This window comes from Beijerinckiaceae bacterium (assembly GCA_004564215.1).
In the GTDB taxonomy this organism is placed as follows: domain Bacteria; phylum Pseudomonadota; class Alphaproteobacteria; order Rhizobiales; family Beijerinckiaceae; genus Methylocapsa.
In genome coordinates this window covers 1,801,415-1,825,615 of record CP024846.1, presented here as the reverse complement: position 1 = coordinate 1,825,615, position 24,201 = coordinate 1,801,415, and the positions used below count along the sequence as shown (strand labels likewise).

The 24,201-nt window shown below is 60.1% G+C and carries 17 protein-coding genes; 12 read left to right on the top strand and 5 right to left on the bottom strand.

The genetic code is table 11. The annotated features are described in order from the left end of the window. Positions 1-69: 69 nt before the first annotated feature. Positions 70-1,137 carry a hypothetical protein gene (locus CU048_08640; GenBank protein ID QBR71337.1) on the bottom strand — a complete coding sequence of 356 codons (1,068 nt, stop codon included), beginning with the start codon at positions 1,135-1,137 and terminating at the stop codon, positions 70-72. 289 nt (positions 1,138-1,426) lie between these two features. Between CU048_08640 and CU048_08635 the strand changes: the two genes are divergently transcribed. The 7 genes from CU048_08635 (at position 1,427) to CU048_08605 (ending at position 8,160) form a co-directional block, all read left to right on the top strand. Further along, positions 1,427-2,365, top strand: a complete 939-nt coding sequence (locus tag CU048_08635; GenBank protein QBR72782.1) for a phosphofructokinase — start codon at positions 1,427-1,429, stop codon at positions 2,363-2,365. Between the two features lie 342 nt (positions 2,366-2,707). Continuing rightward, positions 2,708-3,766 carry a class 1 fructose-bisphosphatase gene (locus tag CU048_08630; GenBank protein ID QBR71336.1) on the top strand — a complete coding sequence of 353 codons (1,059 nt, stop codon included), beginning with the start codon at positions 2,708-2,710 and terminating at the stop codon, positions 3,764-3,766. Between the two features lie 13 nt (positions 3,767-3,779). Continuing rightward, positions 3,780-4,655, top strand: coding sequence for a phosphoribulokinase (locus CU048_08625; GenBank protein ID QBR71335.1), 876 nt, complete (start codon positions 3,780-3,782; stop codon positions 4,653-4,655). Positions 4,656-4,912: 257 nt separating this feature from the next. Continuing rightward, positions 4,913-5,998 (top strand): fructose-bisphosphate aldolase class II, encoded by a 1,086-nt coding sequence (locus CU048_08620; GenBank protein ID QBR71334.1) that lies wholly within the window; start codon positions 4,913-4,915, stop codon positions 5,996-5,998. A 55-nt stretch (positions 5,999-6,053) separates the two neighbouring features. After that, positions 6,054-6,524, top strand: a complete 471-nt coding sequence (locus CU048_08615; GenBank protein ID QBR71333.1) for a hypothetical protein — start codon at positions 6,054-6,056, stop codon at positions 6,522-6,524. Between the two features lie 174 nt (positions 6,525-6,698). Then, entirely contained in the window at positions 6,699-7,382 is a 684-nt protein-coding gene (locus tag CU048_08610; GenBank protein QBR71332.1) for a ribulose-phosphate 3-epimerase, read from the top strand. Further along, positions 7,372-8,160 carry a haloacid dehalogenase gene (locus CU048_08605; protein ID QBR71331.1) on the top strand — a complete coding sequence of 263 codons (789 nt, stop codon included), beginning with the start codon at positions 7,372-7,374 and terminating at the stop codon, positions 8,158-8,160. Before CU048_08610 ends, CU048_08605 begins: the two co-directional genes overlap by 11 nt. 65 nt (positions 8,161-8,225) lie before the next feature. On the opposite strand, the gene CU048_08600 is transcribed toward CU048_08605, so the two are convergent. The 4 genes from CU048_08600 to CU048_08585 all read right to left on the bottom strand — a co-directional run bounded on the left by CU048_08600 (position 8,226) and on the right by CU048_08585 (position 13,743). Then, a complete protein-coding gene (locus CU048_08600; GenBank protein QBR71330.1) occupies positions 8,226-9,902 on the bottom strand; it encodes a formate--tetrahydrofolate ligase in 1,677 nt (558 codons plus the stop codon). Positions 9,903-9,925: 23 nt separating this feature from the next. Further along, on the bottom strand, positions 9,926-10,867 hold the full coding sequence (locus CU048_08595) for a glycerate dehydrogenase (protein ID QBR72781.1): 942 nt from the start codon (positions 10,865-10,867) through the stop codon (positions 9,926-9,928). A gap of 258 nt (positions 10,868-11,125) precedes the next feature. Then, positions 11,126-12,364 carry a serine--glyoxylate aminotransferase gene (locus tag CU048_08590; protein ID QBR71329.1) on the bottom strand — a complete coding sequence of 413 codons (1,239 nt, stop codon included), beginning with the start codon at positions 12,362-12,364 and terminating at the stop codon, positions 11,126-11,128. Positions 12,365-12,477: 113 nt separating this feature from the next. Beyond that, complete coding sequence (locus CU048_08585) at positions 12,478-13,743, bottom strand: glycerate kinase (GenBank protein ID QBR71328.1); 1,266 nt, start codon at positions 13,741-13,743, stop codon at positions 12,478-12,480. 536 nt (positions 13,744-14,279) lie between these two features. Here CU048_08585 and CU048_08580 point away from each other — a divergent pair. From CU048_08580 to CU048_08560, 5 genes are all read left to right on the top strand, one after another. Beyond that, positions 14,280-15,470 (top strand): ADP-forming succinate--CoA ligase subunit beta, encoded by a 1,191-nt coding sequence (locus CU048_08580; GenBank protein ID QBR71327.1) that lies wholly within the window; start codon positions 14,280-14,282, stop codon positions 15,468-15,470. A gap of 149 nt (positions 15,471-15,619) precedes the next feature. Then, complete coding sequence (locus CU048_08575; GenBank protein QBR71326.1) at positions 15,620-16,504, top strand: succinate--CoA ligase subunit alpha; 885 nt, start codon at positions 15,620-15,622, stop codon at positions 16,502-16,504. A 212-nt stretch (positions 16,505-16,716) separates the two neighbouring features. After that, on the top strand, positions 16,717-19,479 hold the full coding sequence (locus CU048_08570) for a phosphoenolpyruvate carboxylase (GenBank protein QBR72780.1): 2,763 nt from the start codon (positions 16,717-16,719) through the stop codon (positions 19,477-19,479). A gap of 42 nt (positions 19,480-19,521) precedes the next feature. Next, positions 19,522-20,499, top strand: a complete 978-nt coding sequence (locus CU048_08565; protein QBR71325.1) for a CoA ester lyase — start codon at positions 19,522-19,524, stop codon at positions 20,497-20,499. 329 nt (positions 20,500-20,828) lie between these two features. After that, on the top strand, positions 20,829-24,182 hold the full coding sequence (locus CU048_08560) for an IMP dehydrogenase (protein QBR71324.1): 3,354 nt from the start codon (positions 20,829-20,831) through the stop codon (positions 24,180-24,182). Positions 24,183-24,201: the final 19 nt, after the last annotated feature.

Below are 24,201 nucleotides of genomic sequence, written 5' to 3'. Positions count from 1 at the left end.
CTTCCCGTCACCATTACACCTTCCCCGTTTGGGCCGGCGGCACCGGCGAGTCTTTGAATTTGCCCATGGCTACGCCTTGGAAAGCGGGGCTCTCAAAGCGGTTGCGGGATCATTCCTGTCCTCGCGCCAGCCGGGATGATTAAAATGAATGACGTGGTCGCCATTGTAGGAGACGACGGCATGATCAAAGGTGAGCTTGCCGATCCGGCGCCAATTTTGAAAAGTCCGTTTCGTGTAGCCGAGGAATTCCTGCGTCGTCCCCTCATCCGTCACTTCAATATGAAACGTCAGCGTACGTTTTGGCGCGGGATCGCCCTTGTCGAAAATCTGCGCCATGATTTCGTCGCGGAAATCCAGAGTCGCCCCTTCGATCCTTGGCTGATCCGATGCAACCAAAAGGCGCATGAATTCAGGCGTGCGTGTGGGTTCATCCAGCGGCTTACCGAGTTCGGCGATCTGGTACAGCTGCCGCAAGGTGGATTTCTTATCGACGAGGGTAAAAACAATCCCTGAAACAAGCAAAATCAGCAGTCCTTTCCCGCGGCGCCAAGGTGTCACATTGGGAGCATTACGGAACTCGGCATCGTTGATATATTCGGTGCGGTCGCCGCCGATGTCCTCCTGGGTGATGAAGCTTGCGGTCCGCAGCGGTTCGGCATGATTGGGGTCGGTGGTTGGAAACAGTTTGCCGACAAGCGCCAATGTCCGCGTCCGGCCGCGATTGATCTCGGAGCCGGTGGAATAGCGTCCGATGACCAAGGCTTTGCTATTTTTTCCGAAATAGCCCGAGTATTCCGTTTCTTCGGTTATCTCCCACAAGCCCGTGAGGCAGAGGCCATTTGGGTGCACGAGGCGGCGGTATCCCTTCCCGTCCGGTCCCCAGCGCAAGTCAGCGTGAGAATCGACGGCGCGTTCCGCAGCCTGCCGAAACAGATATCGCCGGCCAAGAGAGAGAAATCCACGCAATACAAGCGACAACGTCGTTTTGTAATCAGGCAGGGGTAGTTCGCCTTCGCGGCCCCAAACCCTTTGATAGGGATTGGCGAAGATCGCCTCCCGCACTTGCGAAAAGCGTGATCCGTTATAAGCGCGGTCTTCTTGCGTGACCTGTTCGATGCCAAAGTCTTCTCGCTCCATAATGAACTCCTCTCGCAAATGCCGCGGCGTCTTATAGGGCGTGGCGCCGACCCCAAAATTTTCCTGTACCTGCCTCAATATTGTTTGCCTTTATTTCTAGCTGTCTTTCGCCAAGGAAAAGATCACTTTTGAAAAAGCGTTTACGGTGTCAAACGGGATCGGCCTGACGTGGCGTCCGCGCGGAGGTGCTGGCGGTGGGCTGAAAGGAGCTTGGTCTTAAGGCTTCTTTCGGCTAATGCGCATTGCTCATCTCAAGGGCACAAACCGATTTGTCAGGCTTAAATTGCACATGACACGCGTCGTCACCTTCACGCCGAACCCTGCGATCGACGTTTCGACGTCAGTTGAGAGAATTGCGCCCACCCGAAAACTCCGGTGCGGCGCGGCGCGGCGCGATCCGGGCGGCGGCGGAGTCAACGTCGCCCGTGTGATCAACCGGCTGGGCGGCGACGTGACTGCGCTCTACCCAATCGGAGGCGCAACAGGAGGTTTGCTCCACCGATTGATTGATCAAGAAGGCATTCGCAGTATGACGGTCGCGGTCAAGGAGGAAACCAGAGAAGATTTTACGGTTCGCGAGGAGACATCTGGCGCCCAGTACCGCTTCGTCATGCCTGGACCGCGGTTTAGCGAACAGGAATGGCAAAGCTGTCTCGACGCGCTTGCTGCAATCGAGGGGGGTGCTGGTATCGTAGTCGCCAGCGGCAGTCTCCCTGTGGGGGTGCCTGACGATTTCTATGCGCGTACCGCCCGGCACGTGACGAATTCGGGCGCAAAGTTCATTTTGGATACGTCGGGTCCGCCGCTTGCTGCAGCCTTGGAAGAAGGCGTGTATCTCATCAAACCGAGTCGGGGCGAGCTGTGCGGGCTCGTCGGCGATGCCCTCCAAGGCGAGGTTCAATGCGTCGCCGCTGCCCGTAGCCTCATCAAGGCGGGAAAAACCGAGATCGTCGCCCTCACACTTGGGCATCAAGGCGCGTTGCTGGTAACTCGTGATGGAGCATTACGCGCGCCGCCGCTCGCCGTAAAAGTTGTAAGCGCCGTCGGTGCCGGAGATAGTTTCCTGGGGGCCTTGGTCTGGAGCCTCGCGCGTGGCGACGAGATCCGTGATGCCTTCCGGTACGGCGCCGCAGCCGGTTCGGCGGCCTTGCTGCATCCCGGTACCCAGCTGTGTAGCGTGGCCGCCGTTCATGAGCTCTATCGTAGGGTTATCATCGAAGTTGTTTGAAAACAGCCGATATCCGGTCCGCCCCGCAGGCCCACTCCTTGGAAGCGAAGAGGTAATGCAAGGATCTGATTGCGAAGGCGGAGCGGGAAATCAAGCTGCTGCTCAAGCCTTCACGATCTTTGACACGAAACTTTGCTCTCCCCGCCCGATAAAATCGCCCAAGGACAAGTCGACGCCGACAGATCGGCCTGTCGAGATGACCGCCGCGGCGCCGCTCTTGACGCGTTCCGGGCCGCCAAAAACGGTCCGCTTTATGTTGCTGCGCGAAATATTAGTCGCTTTTATTTTTCACAGCTATAAACGATATTACGGACGCGTTGTTGGGGGGCGAAAAGAGCGGGCATGTCGAGGATCTCCGGGACCCAGGACTTGGAAGCCTATCTGGATCAAAGCGTTGCCACGGATGCTCGCTTAGGGCCGGCCGCGAAAGTGCTGAATGAAATCGCGGTCACGTCGGTTGAAATGTCGCATGTGATTGGCTCCGGGCTATTAAACGGGCGCCTCGGCGCGAGCCGTTCTAGCACCAATACGGACGGCGATGTCCAGAAGGAGCTGGATGTTCTGGCCAATAATGTCTTCATCGAGGTGTTCAAGCGTTCGCCGGTCTTGGGCGTCGTGTCGGAGGAATTGCGGGAGCCCTTGCCCCTCGATCCCGCGGCGCCGCTTGTCGTGGCGATGGACCCGCTGGACGGCTCCTCCAATATCGACACCAATGTTTCGATTGGAACGATCTTTTCGATCCTTCCCGCGCTCGCCGACGTCAGCGACATTTATGCGCATTTCTTGCAACCTGGCCGGGCGCAAATCGCTGCTGGTTTTGTTATTTATGGACCGCAGACTTCGATCGTGTTCGTCTTGGGAAGCGGTCGAACGCAGATCTTTACCCTCGACCGGCGCGATGGCCGGTTCTACCGAGCGGCCTCTGATCTGGTGATCCCCACAGAGACAGCCGAATATGCCGTCAACGCCTCGAACTACCGGCATTGGGATGCGCCCGTTCGCGTCTTTGTCGATGATTGCGAGCAAGGCGTCGAAGGGCCCATGAAGCGCAACTACAATATGCGCTGGACCGGCTCGTTGGTTGCGGACGCCTATCGGATCTTGCAGCGCGGAGGGATCTTCCTCTACCCGGGCGATCAGCGTAAAGGCTATGGCGAAGGCCGGCTGCGCCTTCTTTACGAAGCCAATCCTGTGGCCTTGATTGTCGAACGCGCCAATGGGCTGGCGACAGACTGCGTCTACCCGATACTCGACGTCGTTCCTTCGGCCATCCACGCGCGCGTGCCGCTCGTCTTCGGCTCGACAAATCTGGTCGAAGTCGTCGCCCGCTATCATAGCGATCCGCAATTTTCCGCCGAGCGCGCGCCCTTATTCGGCAAGCGCGGCCTCATGCGTTTGTGAAGAAGAGACCATCGTGTCCGCCAAAAATCCGATCATCTCGGTGACCGGTTCTTCTGGTGCCGGAACGACATCGGTTAAGCGGACCTTCGAGCAGATTTTTCGCCGGGAGAACATCGAGGCTGCCTTTATCGAGGGCGATGCATTTCATCGCTATGATCGCGACGGTATGCGCAGGGTGATGGCTGAGGAGGAAGCGAACGGCAATCGAAATTTCAGCCACTTCGGGCCGCGCGCCAATCTTCTCGCCGAACTCGAAGGGGTGTTCCGCAGTTACAGCGAAACGGGGACGGCGAAGACCCGGCGCTATATCCATGACGAGGAAGAAGCCGCGTTCTATCGGTGCGATCCCGGAACCTTCACCAAATGGGAGTCCTTGCCCGAGGGGAGTGACCTTCTCTTCTATGAAGGCCTGCATGGGGCCTTGGTGACGGAGAAGGTGAATATTGCCCAATATGCCGATCTGAAAATCGGCGTCGTCCCTGTCATCAATCTGGAATGGATTCAAAAAATTCATCGTGACAGGTCGGCGCGCGGCTATTCGACGGAAGCCGTGATGGACACGATGCTGCGGCGAATGCCCGATTACATCCGCTACATTTGTCCGCAATTCACCGAAACCGACATTAATTTTCAGCGCGTCCCTACGGTTGATACGTCAAACCCCTTCGCCGCCCGCTGGATCCCGACGGCCGACGAGTCGATGGTCATCATCCGTTTCGCCAAGCCGCGTGGCATAGATTTCGCTTATCTCCACTTGATGATTCACGACAGTTTCATGTCGAGAGCCAATTCGATCGTCATTCCAGGCAACAAGCTCGATCTGGCGATGCAGTTGATCCTGACGCCCTTCGTTCTCCAGCTCGTAGAGCGGCGCCGGCGCGCCCGTTGAGGGTCCAAGCCTGCTTTTTTTCGAATCGATTTAGGGCAGTCAGGAACGGATATTTGATGAGAAATGGTCGATGGCGCCATTGTAACGCCCGCATAGGCCTGCAATTTCGATCAGATTTTGGCGTCCAAGGCCTCCCAACTTTGGACCGTTGTCGACAGTTTCGTAAGCCTTGGCGGCGTCGGTGTTGCTCAAGTTTCACGAACGTCAGAAATACACTATTCTCGGCAAGTTACCCGCAATTGCGACGGAGTTAATCTATGGCCCGTATCACCCTTCGGCAGCTGCTCGACCACGCGGCCGAGCATGACTATGGCGTCCCAGCGTTCAACATCAACAATATGGAGCAGGGCTTGGCTATTCTGTCGGCCGCCGCCTCCGTCGATGCGCCGGTGATCATCCAGGCCAGCCGCGGGGCGCGTGCCTATGCCCATGATATTATGCTCGCCAAAATGATCGAGGCCCTGATCGAGATTTACCCGAACATCCCGATCTGCATGCATCAGGATCACGGCAACAGCGAAGCCACCTGTTTTACCGCGATTCAGCACGGTTTCTCATCGGTGATGATGGATGGATCGCTCGAAGCCGACGGCAAGACGCCGTCTTCCTATGAGTATAATGCAGGCATCACGAAAAGGGTCGTGGAAGTGGCTCATGCCGTGGGTGTTTCGGTCGAGGGGGAGCTCGGCGTCCTTGGCTCGCTCGAACATGGCAGCGGCGATCAAGAGGACGGGCATGGAGCCGAGGGCAAGCTGAGCCTCGACCAGCTTTTGACGGACCCGGACCAGGCTGTCGATTTCGTGACGAGAACCAAGGTCGATGCGCTGGCGATCGCCATGGGAACATCGCATGGTGCCTATAAATTTTCGCGCCGACCGGATGGCGATATTCTATCCATGCGGGTGATCGAAGCGATCCACGCCAAGCTTCCCAACGTCCATCTTGTCATGCATGGATCGTCGTCTGTCCCGCAGGAACTTCAGGACCGCTTCAACAAATACGGCGGGGCCATGCGTCAGACCTATGGCGTGCCGGTGGACGAAATCGTGCGCGGCATCAAGCATGGCGTCCGCAAAGTGAATATCGACACCGATTGCCGTCTTGCGTTGACCGCCGAACTTCGCCGGGTCGCTGTTGAGACGCCGGGCGAATTCGATCCGCGGAAATTCTTGAAGCCCGCGATGGAGGCGATGCGCGAGGTCTGCCGACAGCGGTTCGAGGAATTCGGGACCGCTGGCAATGCGTCGAAGATCAAGGTTCTGCCGATGTCCGCCATGGCCGAGCGCTACGCCTCCGGCAGCCTCGATCCTCGCGTGGAGCTTCGTCGCAGCGCTGCGGAATAAAGAGTGCAGCTGCGAACCGGCGCCTGTCCTGTGCGGGCCCTGAAGGCAAGCCAAGATGCCGAAAATTACTCCGTTCTTGTGGTTTGACGACCAAGCCGAAGAGGCGATGGATTTTTATACTTCGGTGTTCAAGAACTCGAAAATCCTGAACATCACACGCAATATCGAGGGCGGACCGGGACCTGAGGGAACCGTCTTGACCGGAACATTCGAGCTCGATGGGCAGGAATTTATCGCTTTGAACGGAGGCCCCCTATTTGCCTTCACGTCCGCCATTTCGTTTTTCGTGCATTGCGAGACGCAGCAAGAAATCGATGAGTACTGGGAGAAGCTTTCCGAAGGCGGACAAAAGGAAAGATGCGGCTGGCTGAAAGATAAGTACGGCGTGTCATGGCAGATCGTTCCGACCGCTTTAGGGGCGATGTTAAGCGGCGCCGATTCTGAAAAATCGCGGAGAGTGATGAAAGCCCTCCTTCAAATGGATAAGCTTGTCTTGGAAACCTTGCAGCAAGCATTTGAGTACTAGGCTTGCGTTCCGGACCTCGACCGTTGCTGCGCTGCTCTTGACAGGAGAAGGCTTGGATATGAAATGCCTGCTCAGGACCCTCGGCCCCTGTTTTGCAGGCGGTTTCATATGGATCGGCGCTTTAGAGCGCAATGGTCTTCCGCTCGGTTCAGCCCATAGGAAAGCGCAAAGAGAATGACTCCCCTCGTCATTGCGCCCTCGATTCTTTCGGCCGATTTCGCCAAACTCGGTGAGGAGGTTCGGACGATCTCGCAAGCGGGCGCGGACTGGATCCATATCGATGTCATGGATGGCCATTTCGTGCCCAACATCACGATCGGGCCAGCGATGGTTGCCGCGTTGCGCCCTCATTCGACGCTGCCCTTCGACGTGCATCTCATGATCGCTCCGTGCGATCCCTATCTTGCCGCCTTTGCCGAGGCGGGCGCCGATCTGATTTCGGTCCATGTCGAGGCGGGACCGCATCTGCATCGGTCGCTACAGGCAATTCGGGCGTTGGGAAAAAAGGCCGGCGTTGTGCTCAATCCGGCGACGCCGGTCTCAAGCGTCCGGCATGTCCTCGATCTCGTCGATCTGGTGCTGGTGATGTCGGTCAATCCCGGTTTTGGCGGTCAGGCTTTCATAGCCTCTTCGGTCGACAAGATCACGGAGCTGAAGACAATGATCGGCGCTCGGGCGATCCGCATCGAGGTCGACGGCGGGATCTCTCCTGAAACAGCGGGCTTGGTTGCCGCGGCGGGCGCCGACACCCTGGTTGCCGGCTCGGCCGTTTTTAAGCAGGGCCCGGAGCATTATGCGGCCAACATCGCCGCGATTCGAGCTTCCGCCATGAGAAAGCAACGCAGTGATGCCGCTTGAGGCGCTGATTTTCGATGTCGATGGGACACTCGCCGAAACCGAAGAGACGCATAGGCAGTCGTTCAACGAGGCATTTGCCGCCGTGGGACTCGATTGGACCTGGGATCGCGATGTCTATCGCGATCTCCTCCAGGTCACCGGCGGCAAGGAGCGTCTGCAGCATTATATCGACCTTTGGAAGCCGCAGGACGGCGGAACGGCCCAGGCCCGCTTTGCCGACATTTACGCGGAAAAGTCGGCGCGCTACGCCGCCCTCGTTGGCGCGGGAAATGTCTTGCCAAGGCCTGGCATTCGTCGCCTGATCAGAGAAGCCCGTGCGCGGGGCGTGCGGCTCGCCATCGCCACCACCTCTCTTCCGGGCAGCGTCGACGCGCTGCTGCGTGACATGTTCGGCGACGAGGGGCCATCCTGGTTTTCAGTCATCGGCGCCGGAGATGTCGTTGCCGGCAAGAAACCCGCACCCGACGTCTATCGCTTCGTGCTCGATGCGCTTGGATGCGATCCCGAAAATTGCGTCGCCATCGAAGATTCGGAAAACGGCGTGAGGGCGGCGAGGGAAGCGGATTTACCGGTCGTTGCCGTCCCAAGTCATTATTTGAAGGGCGATGATTTCAGCCTTGCAACCAGCCTTCTCAGCGATCTTGGCGAGCCTGACCGTCCCTGTCGCCAGATTGCCGGCCTGCGCTTTGAGAAGGATTATGTCGACATCGACGGCCTGGAGTCCTGGTTGATGAAGCAGCGTCCCGCCGCTGGTGCGGCGAAGGCGGGCGGGGATTAGCGCCTAGCTTGAGATGAAAAAACGAAATGGTCCGCAAAGCTGGTTTGCGGACCATTTCCTTATTTTTAAAAGAGCCCCGACACCTTGCCGGTATCGTCAAGGTCGATCTTGGTTGCCGATGGCACCTTCGGCAGGCCCGGCATGGTCATGATCTCGCCGCACACCATCACCACGAATTCCGCGCCGGCTGCCAGCCGCACTTCACGGATATTGATTTCATGGTTCGAGGGCGCGCCCCGAAGGCTGGCATCCGTCGAAAATGAGTATTGGGTCTTGGCGACGCAAACCGGATAATGGCCGTACCCATTATCCTGAAGCCGCTTGATCTGCCCGCGGATCTTCGAATCGGCGGTCACTTGGCTCGCCCCGTAAAGCTTTGTGGCGATCGCCGTCATCTTGTCCCAAAGAGTTGCCGATTCATCGTAGACGAATTTAAAATCGCCTGGGACCTTGTCGATAATATCGACGACCGTGCGCGCCAAATCCTCGGCGCCCTTTCCGCCTTCCGCCCAATGCCGGCAGACCACGACCGGAGCTTCGTGATGCGCGAGCTTTGTCTTCAGAAGCTCGATTTCGGCGGCGGTATCGAAAGTGAAATGGTTGATCGCGACCACGCAGGGAAGCCCGTAATGGTTGCGGATGTTGTTGATGTGGCGCTCTAAATTCGCGAGACCCTTGGCCAGCGCCTCAAGGTTCTCGGTATTGAGCTCCTTGAGATCCACGCCGCCATGGTATTTGAGGGCGCGAATAGTTGCGACAATCACGACCGCCTGTGGACGCAGGCCGGATTTGCGGCATTTGATGTCGACGAATTTTTCGGCGCCGAGATCGGCCCCGAAGCCCGCTTCGGTCACCACATAGTCGGAGAGTTTAAGCGCGGTCTTGGTGGCGAGCACGGAATTGCAGCCATGCGCGATATTGGCGAACGGACCGCCATGAATGAACGCCGGATTGTTTTCGAGCGTCTGCACGAGATTGGGCTTCAACGCGTTCTTCAAAAGAACGGCCATCGCGCCATGCGCGTTCAAGTCTCCCGCAAGAATGGGCTTTTGGTCACGGGTGTACCCGACGACGATCCGCGCCAAGCGATCCTTCAAATCCTTAATCGAGGTGGCAAGGCAAAAGATCGCCATGATTTCCGAAGCGACCACGATGTCGAAGCCATCCTCGCGCGGATAGCCATTCGCAACGCCGCCCAGGCCGACGGTGATTTGCCGCAGGGCCCGGTCGTTCATGTCGACGACCCGTTTCCAGGCGATGCGCCTTATGTCGAAGTTCAGCTCGTTGCCGTGATGGATATGGTTGTCGATCATCGCCGCGAGGAGATTGTTGGCGAGCGCGATCGCGCTGAAGTCGCCGGTAAAATGCAGGTTGATGTCCTCCATCGGAACAACCTGCGCATAGCCGCCGCCCGCCGCGCCGCCCTTCATGCCGAAGACCGGCCCGAGCGAGGGTTCGCGGAGACAGATGGAAGCCTTCTTACCGATCCGATTCAGCGCATCGCCGAGGCCGACGGTGGTCGTTGTCTTGCCTTCGCCGGCAGGGGTCGGGCTGATCGCGGTGACCAGGATCAACTTGCCGTCCGGACGGTTCGCGAGGCTATCGATATATTCCAGTGAAATCTTGGCTTTGTACCAGCCATAGGGTTCGAGGTGCTCGTCCCCGATCCCAAGCTTTTCGAGCGCCACCTCGTTGATCCGCCGCATATGGGCGTCTTGAGCAATTTCGATGTCCGACGGCATTGTTCCTCCTCTTGAAGCCGCGCTCAGGCTTCAACCACATTTTGCGGCTTGCCTGCCGCGAATGCGTCCACGTTGTCGATGAGCTGGTCGGCGAGGATCTGCATGGCTTCCCGGCTTGCCCACGCGACATGCGGCGTGATGATGAGGTTGGGAAGTCGTAAATCAAGCAGGATATTGCCTTGCTTCGGAGGCTCGACGGTGAGAACGTCGAAACCCGCGCCGCCGATGATTTTTTGGGTGAGCGCCTCGGCCAGGGCCGCCTCGTCGACCAGCCCGCCACGGCCGGTATTGATCAGAATGGCGTCCTTTTTCATCTTCCGGAATTCGGCCGGGCCAATCATGTTCTTGGTCTCGGGCGTCAGCGGCAAATGAAGGGTGATGATGTCGCTTTCGCGCAGCAAAGTGTCGAGATCGGTCAGGCCTGGCTGCTCAAAGACATCATAGGCCAGCACCTTCTGGCCGAAGGCTTCGGCGATCCGTCCAACCGACTTGCCGATCGCGCCATAGCCGACGATGCCGATGGTCGAGCCCGTCATGTCGCGGATCGGATGGTCGAAAAAGCAGAATTGATCGCAGGCCTGCCAACGTCCGGCGCGCACATCGTCGCGGTAAGCGAGGAGATTGCGGCGAAGCGCGAAGGCAAGCGCGAAGACATGCTCGGGAACCGTGTTGAACGCATAATTTCGGATGTTCGAGACGATAATGCCGCGCGACTTGCAATAGGTCTTATCGACGACGTCCGTGCCGGTTGCCGCGACTGCGATCAATTTGAGATTGGGGAGCTGTGCGAGCGTGGCCTCGCGCATGGGGACTTTGTTGATGATGGCAATCGTCGCGTCGCGAAGGCGGGGAACAATCTCGTCAGGGGCGGTGACGGCATATTCCGTATAATTGTGCGGAAAATTGGGTGTCCGCAGATTGGCCTCGAGGGTCGAGCGGTCGAGAAAGACGATCGAGTGTTGCACGGCGTGATCTTTCCATGAATTGAAGTGTGCCGGTTCCGCCAGCGGAGCATTCCGGCAAATTTCGCCGAAATACATTTTGGGCGTGCCCGCGTGAACATCGCGACGCCTGTTTTCAGGCTCGGTTCCTTCCGCGTTGCGGCAATATCGTCTTTGCGAAAGGAGTAGCCGCCCGCGTGCGGGCGGCGCTTCGAAGGTGGGACCGCTTCCAAAGATCAAGCGGCCTTACGGTGGAGCAAATCGGCGCGGCGAATCCGCCGATCAATCGTTGAGGACACCTTCCGGGTGCAGCTCGGCGAAATGTTCCTGGTCCGAGGGTTTCTTTTCCTTGGCCATGATGGTCGAGCGGAAATGCGACTGGGCCGCAGCGACGCCGCTGCCGAGTTTGACGTCGATTCCGACGTCCGCCATCGCCATTTCAGCGCCGGAAATGGCGCCAAGAACCATAAGGTCGTTGAGATCGCCGAGGTGACCGATCCGGAACACTTTGCCCGCGACCTGGGACAGGCCGGCGCCGAGCGAAAGATTGTAGCGGCGGAACGCGGCATCGATCACATCGGCGCCGTTAAATCCCGGTGGGACGACGATCGCGGTGACGGTGTCCGAATACCATTTCGGCTCCTTGGCGCAGGGCTGCAGACCCCAGGCTTTGACGGCAGCGCGGACGCCGCTCGCCAGAACATTGTGGCGCTCGAAGACGCGCTCCAGCTTTTCCTCGAAAAGGATTTTCAAAGATTCGCGGAGGCCATAGAGCATCGGCAACGCCGGCGTATAAGGGAAATAGCCGGTCGCATTGGCCTTGATCATGTCGCCAAAATCGAAATAGACCCGCTTCAGACCGGCGCTCTTATAGGCTGCGAGGGCGCGGGGGCTGGCGCAAACAATGCCAAGCCCCGCCGGCAGCATGAGCCCCTTCTGCGAGCCGGCGATCGCCAGATCGACGCCCCATTCGTCCATGCGGAAATCGATGCTGCCGATTGAACTCACACCATCCACATAGAGGAGGGCCGGGTGGTTGGCGGCGTTCATCGCGCGGCGGACGGCACCAATATCGCTGGTGACGCCGGTGGCCGTCTCGTTCTGAACCGCCAGCACCGCCTTGATCTGGTGCGATTTGTCCGCGCGGAGAATCTCTTCGATCTTGTCGGGCTTGACGCCGGTGCCCCATTCTTCTTCCAAAACCTGGACGTCGAGGCCGAGCCGCTGGGCAAGATCAATCCACAAATGGCTGAACTGACCGAAGCGCGAGGCCAAAACCTTGTCGCCCGGAGAGAGCGTATTGCAAAGCGAAGCTTCCCAAGCTCCGGTGCCGGACGACGGGAAAATAAAAACCTGGCCCTCGGTGGATTTGAAGACCTTCTTCAAATCCTGAAACAGGGGCAAAGTGAGTTCTGGAAATTTAGAAGACCGGTGGTCTTCCATCGCCACCACCATGGCCCGTGTGACGCGGTCCGGGACGTTGGTCGGTCCGGGAACGAAAAGAAAGTGGCGGCCCGCCATAATGCACCCTCCATTTGTTTACTGGTTGCTTCTATTAACAAAACCATTGGCTCATGCGCAACCGTAGAGGTTGCGGGCGTGGTCTTCCTTCCATGCCGCCACATCGCCGACTCTCAGCCGAACACTATAATGGCGCGGAAATCGTTGACATTGGTCAAGGTCGGTCCGGTCACGACCAGATCGCCGATGGCAGAAAAAAAACTGTAGCCGTCATTGTCGGCAAGCCTGGCCTTGGCAATGACACCGGCCGCGGCCGCGCGGGCAAGACTGTCAGGGGCAAGCAGCGCGCCGGCGTTGTCCTCCGTGCCGTCGATTCCATCGGTATCGGCAGCAAGCGCATAAATGCCCGGATGGCCGTCCAGAGCAACCCCGAGAGCCAGCAAGAATTCGGCGTTGCGGCCGCCGCGGCCTTTTCCACGCACGGTGACTGTGGTTTCGCCGCCCGAAATCAGGACGCAAGGAGGCGGCAAGGGCTGACCGAAAGCACTGGCTTGCCGCGCGATGGCGGCGTGCACCAAGGCCACGTCGCGGGCTTCGCCTTCAATTGCGTTGGCGAGAATAAGCGGGGTCACGCCTGCCTTGCGGGCGACCGCAGCGGCGGCTTCGAGCGAGAGTTGCGGCGTTGCGATCATGACATTGGTGACGCCGGCGAGGCGCGGATCGCCGGGCTTCAATGTCTCCGCCTCAGGCGAGTTGAGATACGCATGAATATGTTGCGGCACGGCGATGGCGTATTTTTCGAGGATCGCCAAGGCGTCGGCTGCGGTCGTTGGATCGGCGACCGTCGGTCCCGAAGCGATCACGCAAGGATCATCGCCCGGAACGTCCGAAATCATCAGCGTCACGACTTTTGCCGGTGCGGCGGCGGCGGCGAGTTTTCCGCCCTTGATGGCCGACAAATGCCGACGCACGCAATTCATCTCGGTAATCGTGGCTCCGCTCTTCAGGAGCGCTTTGTTGATCCCCTGTTTGTCGGCGAGCGTCACGCCGGCCGCAGGCAAAGCGAGAAGCGCCGAGCCGCCCCCTGAAATGAGGCAAAGCACGAGATCGTCAGCGGTCAGACCGTTGATCAGGGCCAGAATGCGCTCTGCGGCTTCTTGCCCTGCGGCATCAGGGACCGGATGGCCGGCCTCGATCACCTCGATATGTTGACATGGCGCGCCATGGCCATAGCGGGTGACGACCAGTCCTTCGATGGGGCCCGGCCAATGATCTTCGACCGCCTTGGCCATGGAGCCAGCCGCCTTGCCGGCCCCGATGACGATCGTGCGGCCGGCGGGGCGCGCCGGCATATGGGGCGGCAGGCACTTTTTCGGCAAAGCCGCACCGACCGCCGCCTCAAACATATCGCGAAGCAGCTGGCGGGCATCGAGTGTCATTGTGATTTGCACTTCACTTCACGGTTGCCGGCACGGCAACAGGGGAACATTGATCGAGTGTTCGGGAGGATCGTATTTTGGCTGCGGCGCCTGCCTACGCCAATACTCGAAACCCGAATAGAGCGCATGCGCGCGGCGCATATATTCTTGTATTTTGCCGAACACCGCAGTTTCATAACCGGAAATAGCCGCGGTTCAACCATTTTCTCGTTGGCCGGATAAAGCCCGCCGAAATCGGACAGACGAAGTTGTATCAGCTAAGTAGGACCGGTTTCCGTTGCAGCGTTTCCTTGGTTTCCGGCCTGTTTGACCCTCGTTCCCAACCGCCGGCCGGCAAAGAGCGAGGCTATTCCGGAATTTGCCGGTCCGATGCGGCGCCAGGAACTGAACGGTTGATACGGCGGGAATTTGGCACTAAGGCTTCGGCTCCGCGCGACGGCGGGGCTCGGGCCGCCCGGGTTTCCAGGGCAGGCGCCAAAAAATATAATGAATAAGCCCGCGCCGATCGGAGCGGTCCGAATCTGAAGGAGGGGTATTTGGACATCCACGAGTATCAGGCCAAAGAAATCCTAGCCAACTTCGGCGTGGCGACACCGCATGGTGCCGTTGCCTACAGCCCCGATCAGGCCGTCTATTGCGCCACCGAACTCGGCGGCTGGCATTGGGCCGTGAAGGCGCAAATCCATTCCGGCGGCCGTGGCAAGGCCGGTGGTGTCAAGCTGTGCAAGACGTATAATGAAGTACGCGCCGCCGCCGCCGAACTCCTCGGCAAGACGCTCGTCACCAACCAGACGGGCCCGGAAGGCAAGGTCGTGCAACGGGTCTATATCGAGGTTGCCGAACCGTTCGAACGTGAAATTTATCTTGGCTTCGTGCTTGACCGTAAGGTCGAGCGGGTGCGCGTCATCGCTTCGCGTTTCGGCGGCATGGAGATCGAGGAGATCGCCAAGGAGCACCCGGAAGAGATCCTGCAAGTCGTGGTCGAGCCGGCAGTTGGCCTTCAGGCGTTCGAGGCGCGCGAGATCGCCTTCGGTCTCGGGCTCAATCTGAAACAGGTCAGCCGCGCCGTGGCCACGATGCTCGGCTGCTATCGCGCGTTTCGCGATCTTGACGCCACGATGGTTGAGATCAATCCGCTGGTGGTCACCAAGGATGACCGCGTCCTTGCGCTCGACGCCAAAATGTCGTTCGACGACAATGCGCTGTTCCGGCGGAACAATGTGGCCGACATGCGCGACCATTCGCAAGAGGATCCGCGCGAGGTTCAGGCCGCCGAACATAATCTCAATTATGTCGGTCTTGATGGCAATATCGGCTGCATCGTCAATGGCGCCGGCCTCGCGATGGCGACCATGGACATGATCAAATATGCCGGCGGCAGCCCCGCCAACTTCCTTGACGTCGGCGGCGGCGCCTCGCCCGAGCGCGTTGCGGCGGCGTTCCGTTTGGTGCTCTCCGATCGCAATGTCAGAGCGATCCTCGTCAACGTCTTTGCGGGCATCAATCGCTGCGATTGGGTCGCCGAGGGCGTCGTCAAAGCTTGCCGCGAATTGCATGTGGACGTGCCGCTCGTGGTCCGCCTCTCCGGCACCAATGTCGAGGCCGGGCGCGAGATCATTCAAAAAAGCGGTCTGCCGATCATTTCTGCCGAAACCCTCGCCGAGGCCGCAAAGGCGGCGGTCGATGCCGCACAAGGTGCGGCGGAACGCACCCTCCGCACGGCCTGAGCCGACGAAAGGAAAACATGCGGCAGCCACAGCGCGTTCGAGACGAAGAACGAGGGAAAGCGCGCCGCGAACGCCTGTTTTCCGCATTTTTATGGGCGAATGGGGTTTGTGACCTTCGCCGTGAATTGTTTCAGGGGAAGCCTTAAACGATGAGTATTCTGATCGACGAAACAAGCCGGGTCCTGGTTCAGGGCTTCACCGGCGACAAAGGCACTTTCCACGCCAAGGAAATGATCGAATTCGGCACCAAGGTCGTGGGCGGCGTCACGCCTGGCAAGGGGGGCAGCACACATCTCGGCCTGCCGGTGTTCAACACCGTCAAGGAAGCGATCCGTCAAACCGGGGCGACCCACAGCATTGCCTTCGTCGCGCCGGCTTTCTGCGCCGACGCCATCATGGAGGCGGCGGATGCGGGCATTCAGCTCGTCTGCTCGATCACCGACGGCATTCCCGCCCAGGACATGATGCGGGTCAAGCGCTATCTCTTGCGCTATCAGCGCGACCACCGGACGTTGATGGTCGGGCCGAACTGCGCCGGCATCATCAGCCCCGGCAAAGCGATGCTCGGCATCATGCCGGGTAATATCTATATGCAGGGCTCGGTGGGCATCGTCTCCCGCTCGGGAACGCTTGGCTATGAAGCCGCGGCACAGATGAAAGCCCTCGGCATTGGCGTCTCGACCAGCGTCGGCATTGGCGGCGATCCGATCAACGGCAGCTCGTTCTTGGATCATTTGATTTTGTTCGAGCGCGATCCGGAAACCAAGGCCGTGATGATGATCGGCGAGATCGGCGGCCCACAAGAAGCCGAGGCCGCGGCATGGATCAAGAGCCATATGACCAAACCCGTGGTTGGTTATGTCGCCGGCCTGACCGCGCCAAAAGGCCGCCGCATGGGCCATGCGGGCGCGATCATTTCGGCGACCGGCGACAGCGCCGCTGAAAAGGCGGAAATCATGAAGTCCTACGGCCTCACCGTGGCGCCGAGCCCGAGCGAACTCGGCTCGACCATGGCCAAGGTCTTGGCTCACTAAGGCAGCGGTCCCGGCGGGACGCACTGCGCCCCGCTTGCCGCGCCCCGCGCAATCTTTGCAAGGGATGCACCTTGGATTTGCGCAAGGACTGGAGAGCGGCGGATTCGGTTCATCGAGCCCGCGAATTTCTAACCGATAAGGTTCGGATGCGGTGCCCGGACGTCGGACAAGCCCAAGATCCTGGCCGCCCGCTGCGACGAGTGTGATCCATGATGCAAACTAACGTCGGCCCTCCAGGGGCGGATATCGGCCCGGCGCCGGGAGACGTCCAGGCCCTGCTCGATGGCGAGGAAACCGCCGCCATCCTGTTCGACCTTCTGGTCGATATCGTGCGCCGTCAGCATCCCGAGGTTGCCGCGGTTCTCAGCGAAAAAACGGAAGTCGTGGATTTCGCGCCGGATCTGCTTGCGCGCGTCTTCCAAGTCCACGGAATCTGGTTTCAGTTGCTTGCGATCGTCGAGCAGCACACGGCGATGCGGCTGCGTCGTCAGACCGAACGCGAACGCGGCGAGACCGCGGTGCCCGGCACATTCGCCAACTTCGTCGCACAGGCCGCCAATCTCAAGATTGGGGCGCGGGAACTGCACGGACGGCTGGCTTCGACGCGGGTCAGGCCGGTCATTACCGCGCATCCCACCGAAGCCAAGCGCGTGACCGTTCTCGAAAAGCATCGCCGCATCTACCGTCTCTTGGTCGAGCTGGAACAGCCGCGCTGGACCGCACGTGAACGGGCCGGGCTGATCGACCAGTTGCGAGATGAGATCGAGCTCTTGTGGATGACCGGCGAATTGCGGCTGGAGAAGCCTTCGGTCGATCAAGAAGTCGCCTGGGGTCTGCATTTTTTTCACGAGACCTTGTTTGACGGCGTTCCCGACCTTTTGAAAAAATTGGATCGCGCGCTGCATCAATTTTATCCCGGCGAGCATTTTGCGCTCACGCCGTTTTTTCAATTCGGCTCATGGATCGGCGGCGACCGCGACGGCAATCCCTTCGTCACCAATGACGTCACCCGCCGGGCGCTTGTCGAGAATGCGCTGGCGAGCCTCCGCCATTACGAGCAGCACCTGTCGCTTCTCCTGCGCAGGCTGTCGATTGCCGAGCGGGCACTGCCTCCGACGGCGGCCTTTCAGGAGGCGCTTGCGAGCGCACTCGCCAAGAGCCTTGAAGGCGCGATGATCGCGCAGCGCAATTCCGGCGAGCCCTATCGCCAGTTCCTGTTTTGCATGCTGCGCAAACTCCAACTCACCATCGCGCATTTCGAGCGCGGCGGCATGGGTAGTGGTGCTGAATATGCCAGCGCCGACGAACTGATCGCCGATCTTCGGGTTCTGGAAGAAGCGCTGATCGAAAGCGGGGCTGCCGATATCGGCGAGAGTTTGGTGCGGCCGGTCCGCTGGTCGGTGGAGATCTTCCGTTTCCGCACCGTCAGACTCGATCTGCGCGAGAACACGACACGGCTAACCCAAACATTGCAGACGCTTTGGCAGGCGACCGCCGGCCGCGACGGCGGCACGCCGCCCGAGCCCGACTCGGCGGCGTGGAAGGACTGGGTTACCGCCGAACTCGCCCGGCCCTTCCCGGCGGAACGCCCGCCGCTCGACCTGCCGCCCGAGGCAGCCGAAACGCTCGGCATGTTCAAGCTCGCCAGCGACAAGGGCACCGAATTCGATCGTGAAGCATTCGGCTGTTTCGTTCTGAGCATGACCCGCTCGGTCGCCGATATTCTCGGCGCTTATCTGCTGGCCAAACATGCCGGGCTGTTTCTGGATGCGGCCGGCGTCGAAGCCTGCACTCTGCCGATCGTGCCGCTGTTTGAAACCATCACCGATCTCCGCGCCGCGCCTGCGATCATGCGCGAGCTTTTGTCGCTGCCGGTGGTTCGGCGCAGCGCCCGCGCCCAGGGCGGCGTGCAGGAGGTGATGATCGGCTATTCCGACTCCAACAAGGATGGCGGCTTTCTATCCTCGAACTGGGAACTGGCGAAGGCGCAGACGCGGCTGACCAAGATCGGCACCGAAAGCGGCATCCCGATCGCGTTTTTCCATGGCCGGGGCGGCTCGGTCAGCCGGGGCGGTTCGCCCACCGCGCAAGCGATCGCGGCCCAGCCGGCAGGCTCGATCAATGGACGCTTCCGGGTGACCGAGCAGGGCGAGGTAGTCTCGTTCAAATATGCCAATCGTGGGACCGCCGCCTATCAGATGGAGGTCCTGGGTAGTGCTGTCCTGGAGCACGCTTTGATTTCGGAACGCGAGCAAGCGCTGGTGCCAAGGGCGGAATTCGAGGAAGCCATGGAGGCACTGTCGGGCACCGCCCATGCCGCCTATGCGGGCTTTATCGGCCACCCCGATCTTTTGACCTATTTTCAAGCGGCGAGCCCGCTCGAGGAGATTTCCCTGCTCAATATCGGATCGCGGCCGGCGCGGCGCTTCGGCGCGCGTTCGCTCGGTGATTTGCGGGCGATCCCCTTCGTGTTCGCCTGGTCGCAAAACCGGCATGTCATCACCGGTTGGTACGGGATGGGCAGCGGCATCAAAAGCTTCCTCGATGTCCGTAAGGAACGCGGCGAGGCGCTGCTGCGCCGGATGTTCAAGGAATCGCGGCTGTTCCGCCTGATCATCGGCGAGGTCGAGAAAACCCTCTGTCTGGTCGATCTGGCGATTGCCCGCGAATATGCGAGCCTTGTTCCCGATGCTTCCAAGCGCGATGCCATCTTCGCGCTGATCGAGCATGAATTCGTGCTGACCCGCGAGATGGTTTTGCGGATCAGTCAGGAGCGTGAAATCGGTGAACGCTTCCCGAGCTACCGGGCGCGCCTTGACCATCGGCTGCCGACGATCAACCGGGTCAACCGGGAGCAGGTCGAGCTTTTGCGCCGCTTCCGGGCCTGCGAAACCGATCAGGCTTTGGAGGCCTATAAAGCAAACCTCCTTCTATCCATCAATTGCATCGCGAGCGGTCTCGGCGCCACCGGCTGAGCGTCGTTCACAACCGCGCCAACCAAGAGGGGAAACAAGGGCATGAGCTTTACGATCATCGAGCAGGCGACGCCGCGTCTTCATCGCTCCGAACTGGCGGTCCCAGGTTCCAATCCTGGGTTGTTCGAAAAGGCGGCGCAGTCGGCCGCGGACATTATTTTTCTCGACGTCGAAGATGCCGTCGCGCCCGACGACAAGGAACAGGCCCGCAAGAATATCATCGCGGCGCTGAACGACATCAATTGGGGCAACAAGACCATGATGATCCGCATCAATGGTCTCGACACGCATTACATGTATCGCGACGTCGTCGATATCGTGGAAGCCTGCCCGCGTCTCGACATGATCCTGATTCCCAAGGCCGGTGTTCCAGCCGACGTCTATGCGGTGGACATGCTGGTCACGCAGATCGAGACCGCGAAGAAGCGCGAGAAGCGCATCGGTTTTGAAGTGTTGATCGAAACGGCGCTCGGCATGGCCAATGTCGAGGCGATTGCGCAATCGAGCCGGAGGCTCGAAGCCATGTCCTTCGGCGTTGCCGATTACGCGGCGTCGACGCGGGCGCGCACCACCATCATTGGCGGCGTCAATGCGGATTATGGCGTGCTCACCGATAAGGATGCCAATGGCAACCGCGCCTATTACTGGGCCGATCAATGGCACGCGGCGCAGACCCGCATGCTGGTTGCCTGCCGCGCCTATGGCCTGCGTCCGATTGACGGACCGTTCGGCGATTTCTCCGATCCGGATGGCTTCACCGCCGCCGCCAAGCGCGCCGCGGTTTTGGGCTATGAAGGAAAATGGGCAATTCATCCTTCGCAGATCGAACTCGCCAATCAGGTCTTCACGCCCTCGGAAGCCGAGGTCACCAAGGCGCGCCGGATCGTCAGCGCGATGGCCGATGCGGCCAAGGCCGGAAAGGGCGCGGTTTCGCTCGACGGCCGCCTCATCGACATCGCCAGCATAAGGATGGCCGAGGCGCTGTTGAAAAAGGCCGAAGCCATGGGAATGGCGGCCTAAGCGGCGCGCTTACGGCACTGGACCAAGAACCGGAGCGGCGGGTCATTCGGCTTGCCGCTCGTTTCGCCGCCAATGGCATTTTGCGGCTTCGACGAGTCCGCGAGGGGATCATTGGCGCAACAACACGGTGAAGCTCACGCCCGACGAAGTCACAGTCGCCTTCGGCCCGATGTTCAACCCGCTGCTGGGCCCCTTCCTCACTGGAAGAGGTGGGGCGACCGGCATTGCGCATTGGCGTAAAAATTGCTGATTGTAATTCTACAAATAAGGTCGCACCTCGAACCAGCGAGGCGGTCTGATCTGTGGCTGGCGCTGTTAGGGCTTACAACGTGACCATTTCCGCCGCCATTCATCACGTGACCCACTATAAATATGATCGGCCGGTCGTGATCGAGCCGCAGATCATCAGGCTGCGCCCGGCCCCCCACTGCCGCACCAAAATCACCGCTTATTCGCTGAAAGTGACGCCAGCCGAGCATTTCGTGAACTGGCAGCAGGACCCGCACGGCAATTGGCAGGCCCGGTTCGTCTTTCCCGAAAAGGTGACGGAGTTTAAAGTCGAGGTCGATCTCACCGCTGATCTTGCGGTCATCAACCCGTTCGATTTTTTCATCGAGCCCTACGCCGAGCAATTTCCTTTCGCCTACGAGCCCGAATTAAAGGCGCAGCTGGCGCCCTATTTGGAAGCCGAACCACTCGGTCCGCGCCTCGCAGCCTATATCGACGCGCTGCCGAAGGGTCCGATTCACATCGTGACATTTCTGGTCGATCTGAATATCGGCCTGCACAAGGCGATCCGCTATTTGATCCGGATGGAACCGGGCGTTCAGACCCCGGAGGAAACTTTGGAACTCGGGTCCGGGTCTTGCCGCGATTCTGCCTGGACGCTTGTTCAAATGCTGCGTCACCTCGGCCTCGCGGCCCGCTTCGTATCGGGATACCTCATCCAATTGCGGGCCGACATCGAGCCGGTCGACGGGCCGAAGGGCACGCAGGTTGATTTCACCGATTTGCACGCCTGGGCCGAGGTCTATGTGCCCGGCGCCGGCTGGATCGGGATGGATGCCACATCCGGGATGTTCTGCGGCGAGGGCCATCTACCAGTTGCCGCCACGCCGCATTATCGCTCGGCCGCGCCGATCTCGGGGCTGGTCGAGCCGGCCAATGTCGATTTCCATTTCGACATGCAGGTGACGCGCGTCGGCGAGGCGCCTCGGATCACTCTGCCGTTTTCCGACGCCGCTTGGACGAAGCTCGATGAACTGGGCGAACAGGTCGATGCCGAGCTTGGCCAAAACGACGTAAGATTGACGATGGGCGGCGAGCCGACGTTCGTATCGATCGACGATTTCGAATCGGACGAATGGAACACCGCGGCCGTTGGTCCGACGAAACGCAGCTTCGCGGACAGGCTGATCCGCCGATTGCATCAGCGTTTCGCGCCCGGCGGCATGCTTCATTATGGTCAAGGCAAATGGTATCCGGGCGAAAGCCTCCCCCGATGGGGATTTTCAGTTTACTGGCGCAAGGACGGCGAGCCGATCTGGAAAAATCCCGCGCTGATCGGCGAGGTCGCTTTGACGAAGCCGGTCGGGCCGGAATCCATGATGCCCGCCGACCTGGCGCGCGCCGAGGAGCATCGTGCCCAAGCCAAGAATTTTGCAAACGGCATAGCGGAACGACTTGGGATCGAGACATCCTGCGTATTGCCGGCCTTTGAGGATCCTGTCGCTTGGCTCGCCAAGGAAGGCAATCTGCCCGAGAATATCGATCCGCTCGATCCCAAAATCGAGGATGCCGAAGAGCGCAGCCGGATGATCCGCACGTTCTCACGCGGTCTGACAAAGCCCGTCGGTTTTGTCATGCCGGTGCAGCGCTGGAACGCGCAGGCAAGCGGCATGACCGGTTCGCGCTGGAAAAGTGAGCAGTGGGCGTTGCGACGGGGCAGATTGTTTCTGGTGCCGGGCGATTCCCCCGTCGGCTACCGATTGCCCTTGTCGTCCCTGCCTTGGGTGCCGCCTTCGTCCTATCCCTTCATCATTGCCCAGGATCCCCTGGAGCCGCGCGAAGTCCTGCCCCCTCCACAAGACATCGCGCAGCGTTTCGAACACGCTCCGGCCGCGTCGAGCACGCGGCAGGAGCGTATCGAGCAGGAGGCGATCGAAGGTGCCGTGCGCACCGCGCTTTCGATCGAGCCACGCGATGGGGTTCTCTGCGTTTTCATGCCGCCGGTCGAAGCTTTGGAGGATTACCTCGAGCTTCTCGCCGCGGTCGAAGCCAGCGCCGAGCAGGCGGGGTTGCCCGTGCATATCGAAGGCTATCCCCCGCCCTTCGATCCGCGCATCAATGTGATCAAGGTGACCCCCGATCCCGGTGTCATCGAGGTCAATATTCATCCCGCCGTGAACTGGCGCGCCTTGGTCGAAACGACCAAAGGTCTTTACGAGGATGCGCGCCAGGTACGGCTGGGCGCCGATAAATTCATGACCGACGGGCGCCACACCGGGACGGGCGGCGGCAATCATGTTGTCCTGGGCGGTGCGACGCCTGCGGATTCGCCGGTGCTGCGGCGCCCCGATCTGTTGAAAAGCCTGGTGCTCTATTGGCAGCGGCATCCCTCGCTTTCCTATCTCTTTTCCGGGCTTTTCATCGGCCCGACGAGCCAGGCGCCGCGTGTCGACGAGGCTCGTCACGATCAGCTTTACGAACTCGAAATCGCACTCGCCAGCGTACCGCCGGCGGAGCAGGGCGCGCCGCTGTGGCTCGTCGATCGCCTGTTCCGCAACCTTCTCGTCGACGTGACCGGCAATACGCATCGCGCCGAAATCTGCATCGACAAGCTCTATTCGCCAGACGGACCGACCGGGCGGCTCGGTTTGGTGGAATTTAGGGCCTTCGAAATGCCGCCGGACGCGCGGATGAGTTTGGCCCAACAATTGTTGTTGCGCGCACTGGTCGCCTGGTTTTGGCGTCAACCGCAGCAAGGAAATCTGGTGCGATGGGGCACCGCTTTGCATGATCGATTCATGCTGCCGCATTTCATATGGCAGGATTTTCTGGGCGTAATCGCCGACCTTGGACAGGCCGGCTTTGCGTTCGATCCGCAATGGTTCGAAGCGCAGTTCGAATTCAGATTTCCGTTTTGCGGCGCCGTCGAGCATGGCGGGGTCAAACTCGAAGTGCGGCAGGCGCTCGAGCCTTGGCATGTGATGGGCGAGCAAGGCGCAACCGGTGGCACCGTGCGCTATGTCGATTCCTCGCTCGAGCGCTTGCAGATCAAGGCAACCGGCATTGTCGAAGGCCGCCATATCGTCGCCTGCAACGGCCGGCGCATGCCCCTCACCACGACCGGCACATCGGGAGAAGCGGTGGCCGGCGTGCGCTTCAAGGCCTGGCAGCCCGCCAACGGTCTGCACCCGACGATTCCGGTCCATGCCCCTTTGACCTTCGATCTCGTCGACAGTTGGAACGGGCGAGCGCTCGGGGGCTGCGTCTATCACGTCGCCCATCCGGGCGGCCGGCATTACGAGACGTTCCCGGTCAATAATTTCGAGGCCGAAGCGCGCCGCCTTGCGCGCTTTCAGGATCACGGCCACACGCCAGGATCGTTCGATGTGCCGCCCGAAGAACGCTCCGCCGACTTTCCCTTGACGCTCGATTTACGCCGGCCCCGCGCCCTCTGACCGTCTCCAATTATTACAA

Coding starts and splice junctions, on each gene's coding strand:
- CU048_08640 (QBR71337.1), bottom strand. CDS start 1,137: ATGGAGCGAGAAGACTTTGGCATCGAACAGGTCACGCAAGAAGACCGC.
- CU048_08635 (QBR72782.1), top strand. CDS start 1,427: ATGACACGCGTCGTCACCTTCACGCCGAACCCTGCGATCGACGTTTCG.
- CU048_08630 (QBR71336.1), top strand. CDS start 2,708: ATGTCGAGGATCTCCGGGACCCAGGACTTGGAAGCCTATCTGGATCAA.
- CU048_08620 (QBR71334.1), top strand. CDS start 4,913: ATGGCCCGTATCACCCTTCGGCAGCTGCTCGACCACGCGGCCGAGCAT.
- CU048_08615 (QBR71333.1), top strand. CDS start 6,054: ATGCCGAAAATTACTCCGTTCTTGTGGTTTGACGACCAAGCCGAAGAG.
- CU048_08610 (QBR71332.1), top strand. CDS start 6,699: ATGACTCCCCTCGTCATTGCGCCCTCGATTCTTTCGGCCGATTTCGCC.
- CU048_08605 (QBR71331.1), top strand. CDS start 7,372: ATGCCGCTTGAGGCGCTGATTTTCGATGTCGATGGGACACTCGCCGAA.
- CU048_08600 (QBR71330.1), bottom strand. CDS start 9,902: ATGCCGTCGGACATCGAAATTGCTCAAGACGCCCATATGCGGCGGATC.
- CU048_08590 (QBR71329.1), bottom strand. CDS start 12,364: ATGGCGGGCCGCCACTTTCTTTTCGTTCCCGGACCGACCAACGTCCCG.
- CU048_08585 (QBR71328.1), bottom strand. CDS start 13,743: ATGACACTCGATGCCCGCCAGCTGCTTCGCGATATGTTTGAGGCGGCG.
- CU048_08575 (QBR71326.1), top strand. CDS start 15,620: ATGAGTATTCTGATCGACGAAACAAGCCGGGTCCTGGTTCAGGGCTTC.
- CU048_08570 (QBR72780.1), top strand. CDS start 16,717: ATGCAAACTAACGTCGGCCCTCCAGGGGCGGATATCGGCCCGGCGCCG.
- CU048_08565 (QBR71325.1), top strand. CDS start 19,522: ATGAGCTTTACGATCATCGAGCAGGCGACGCCGCGTCTTCATCGCTCC.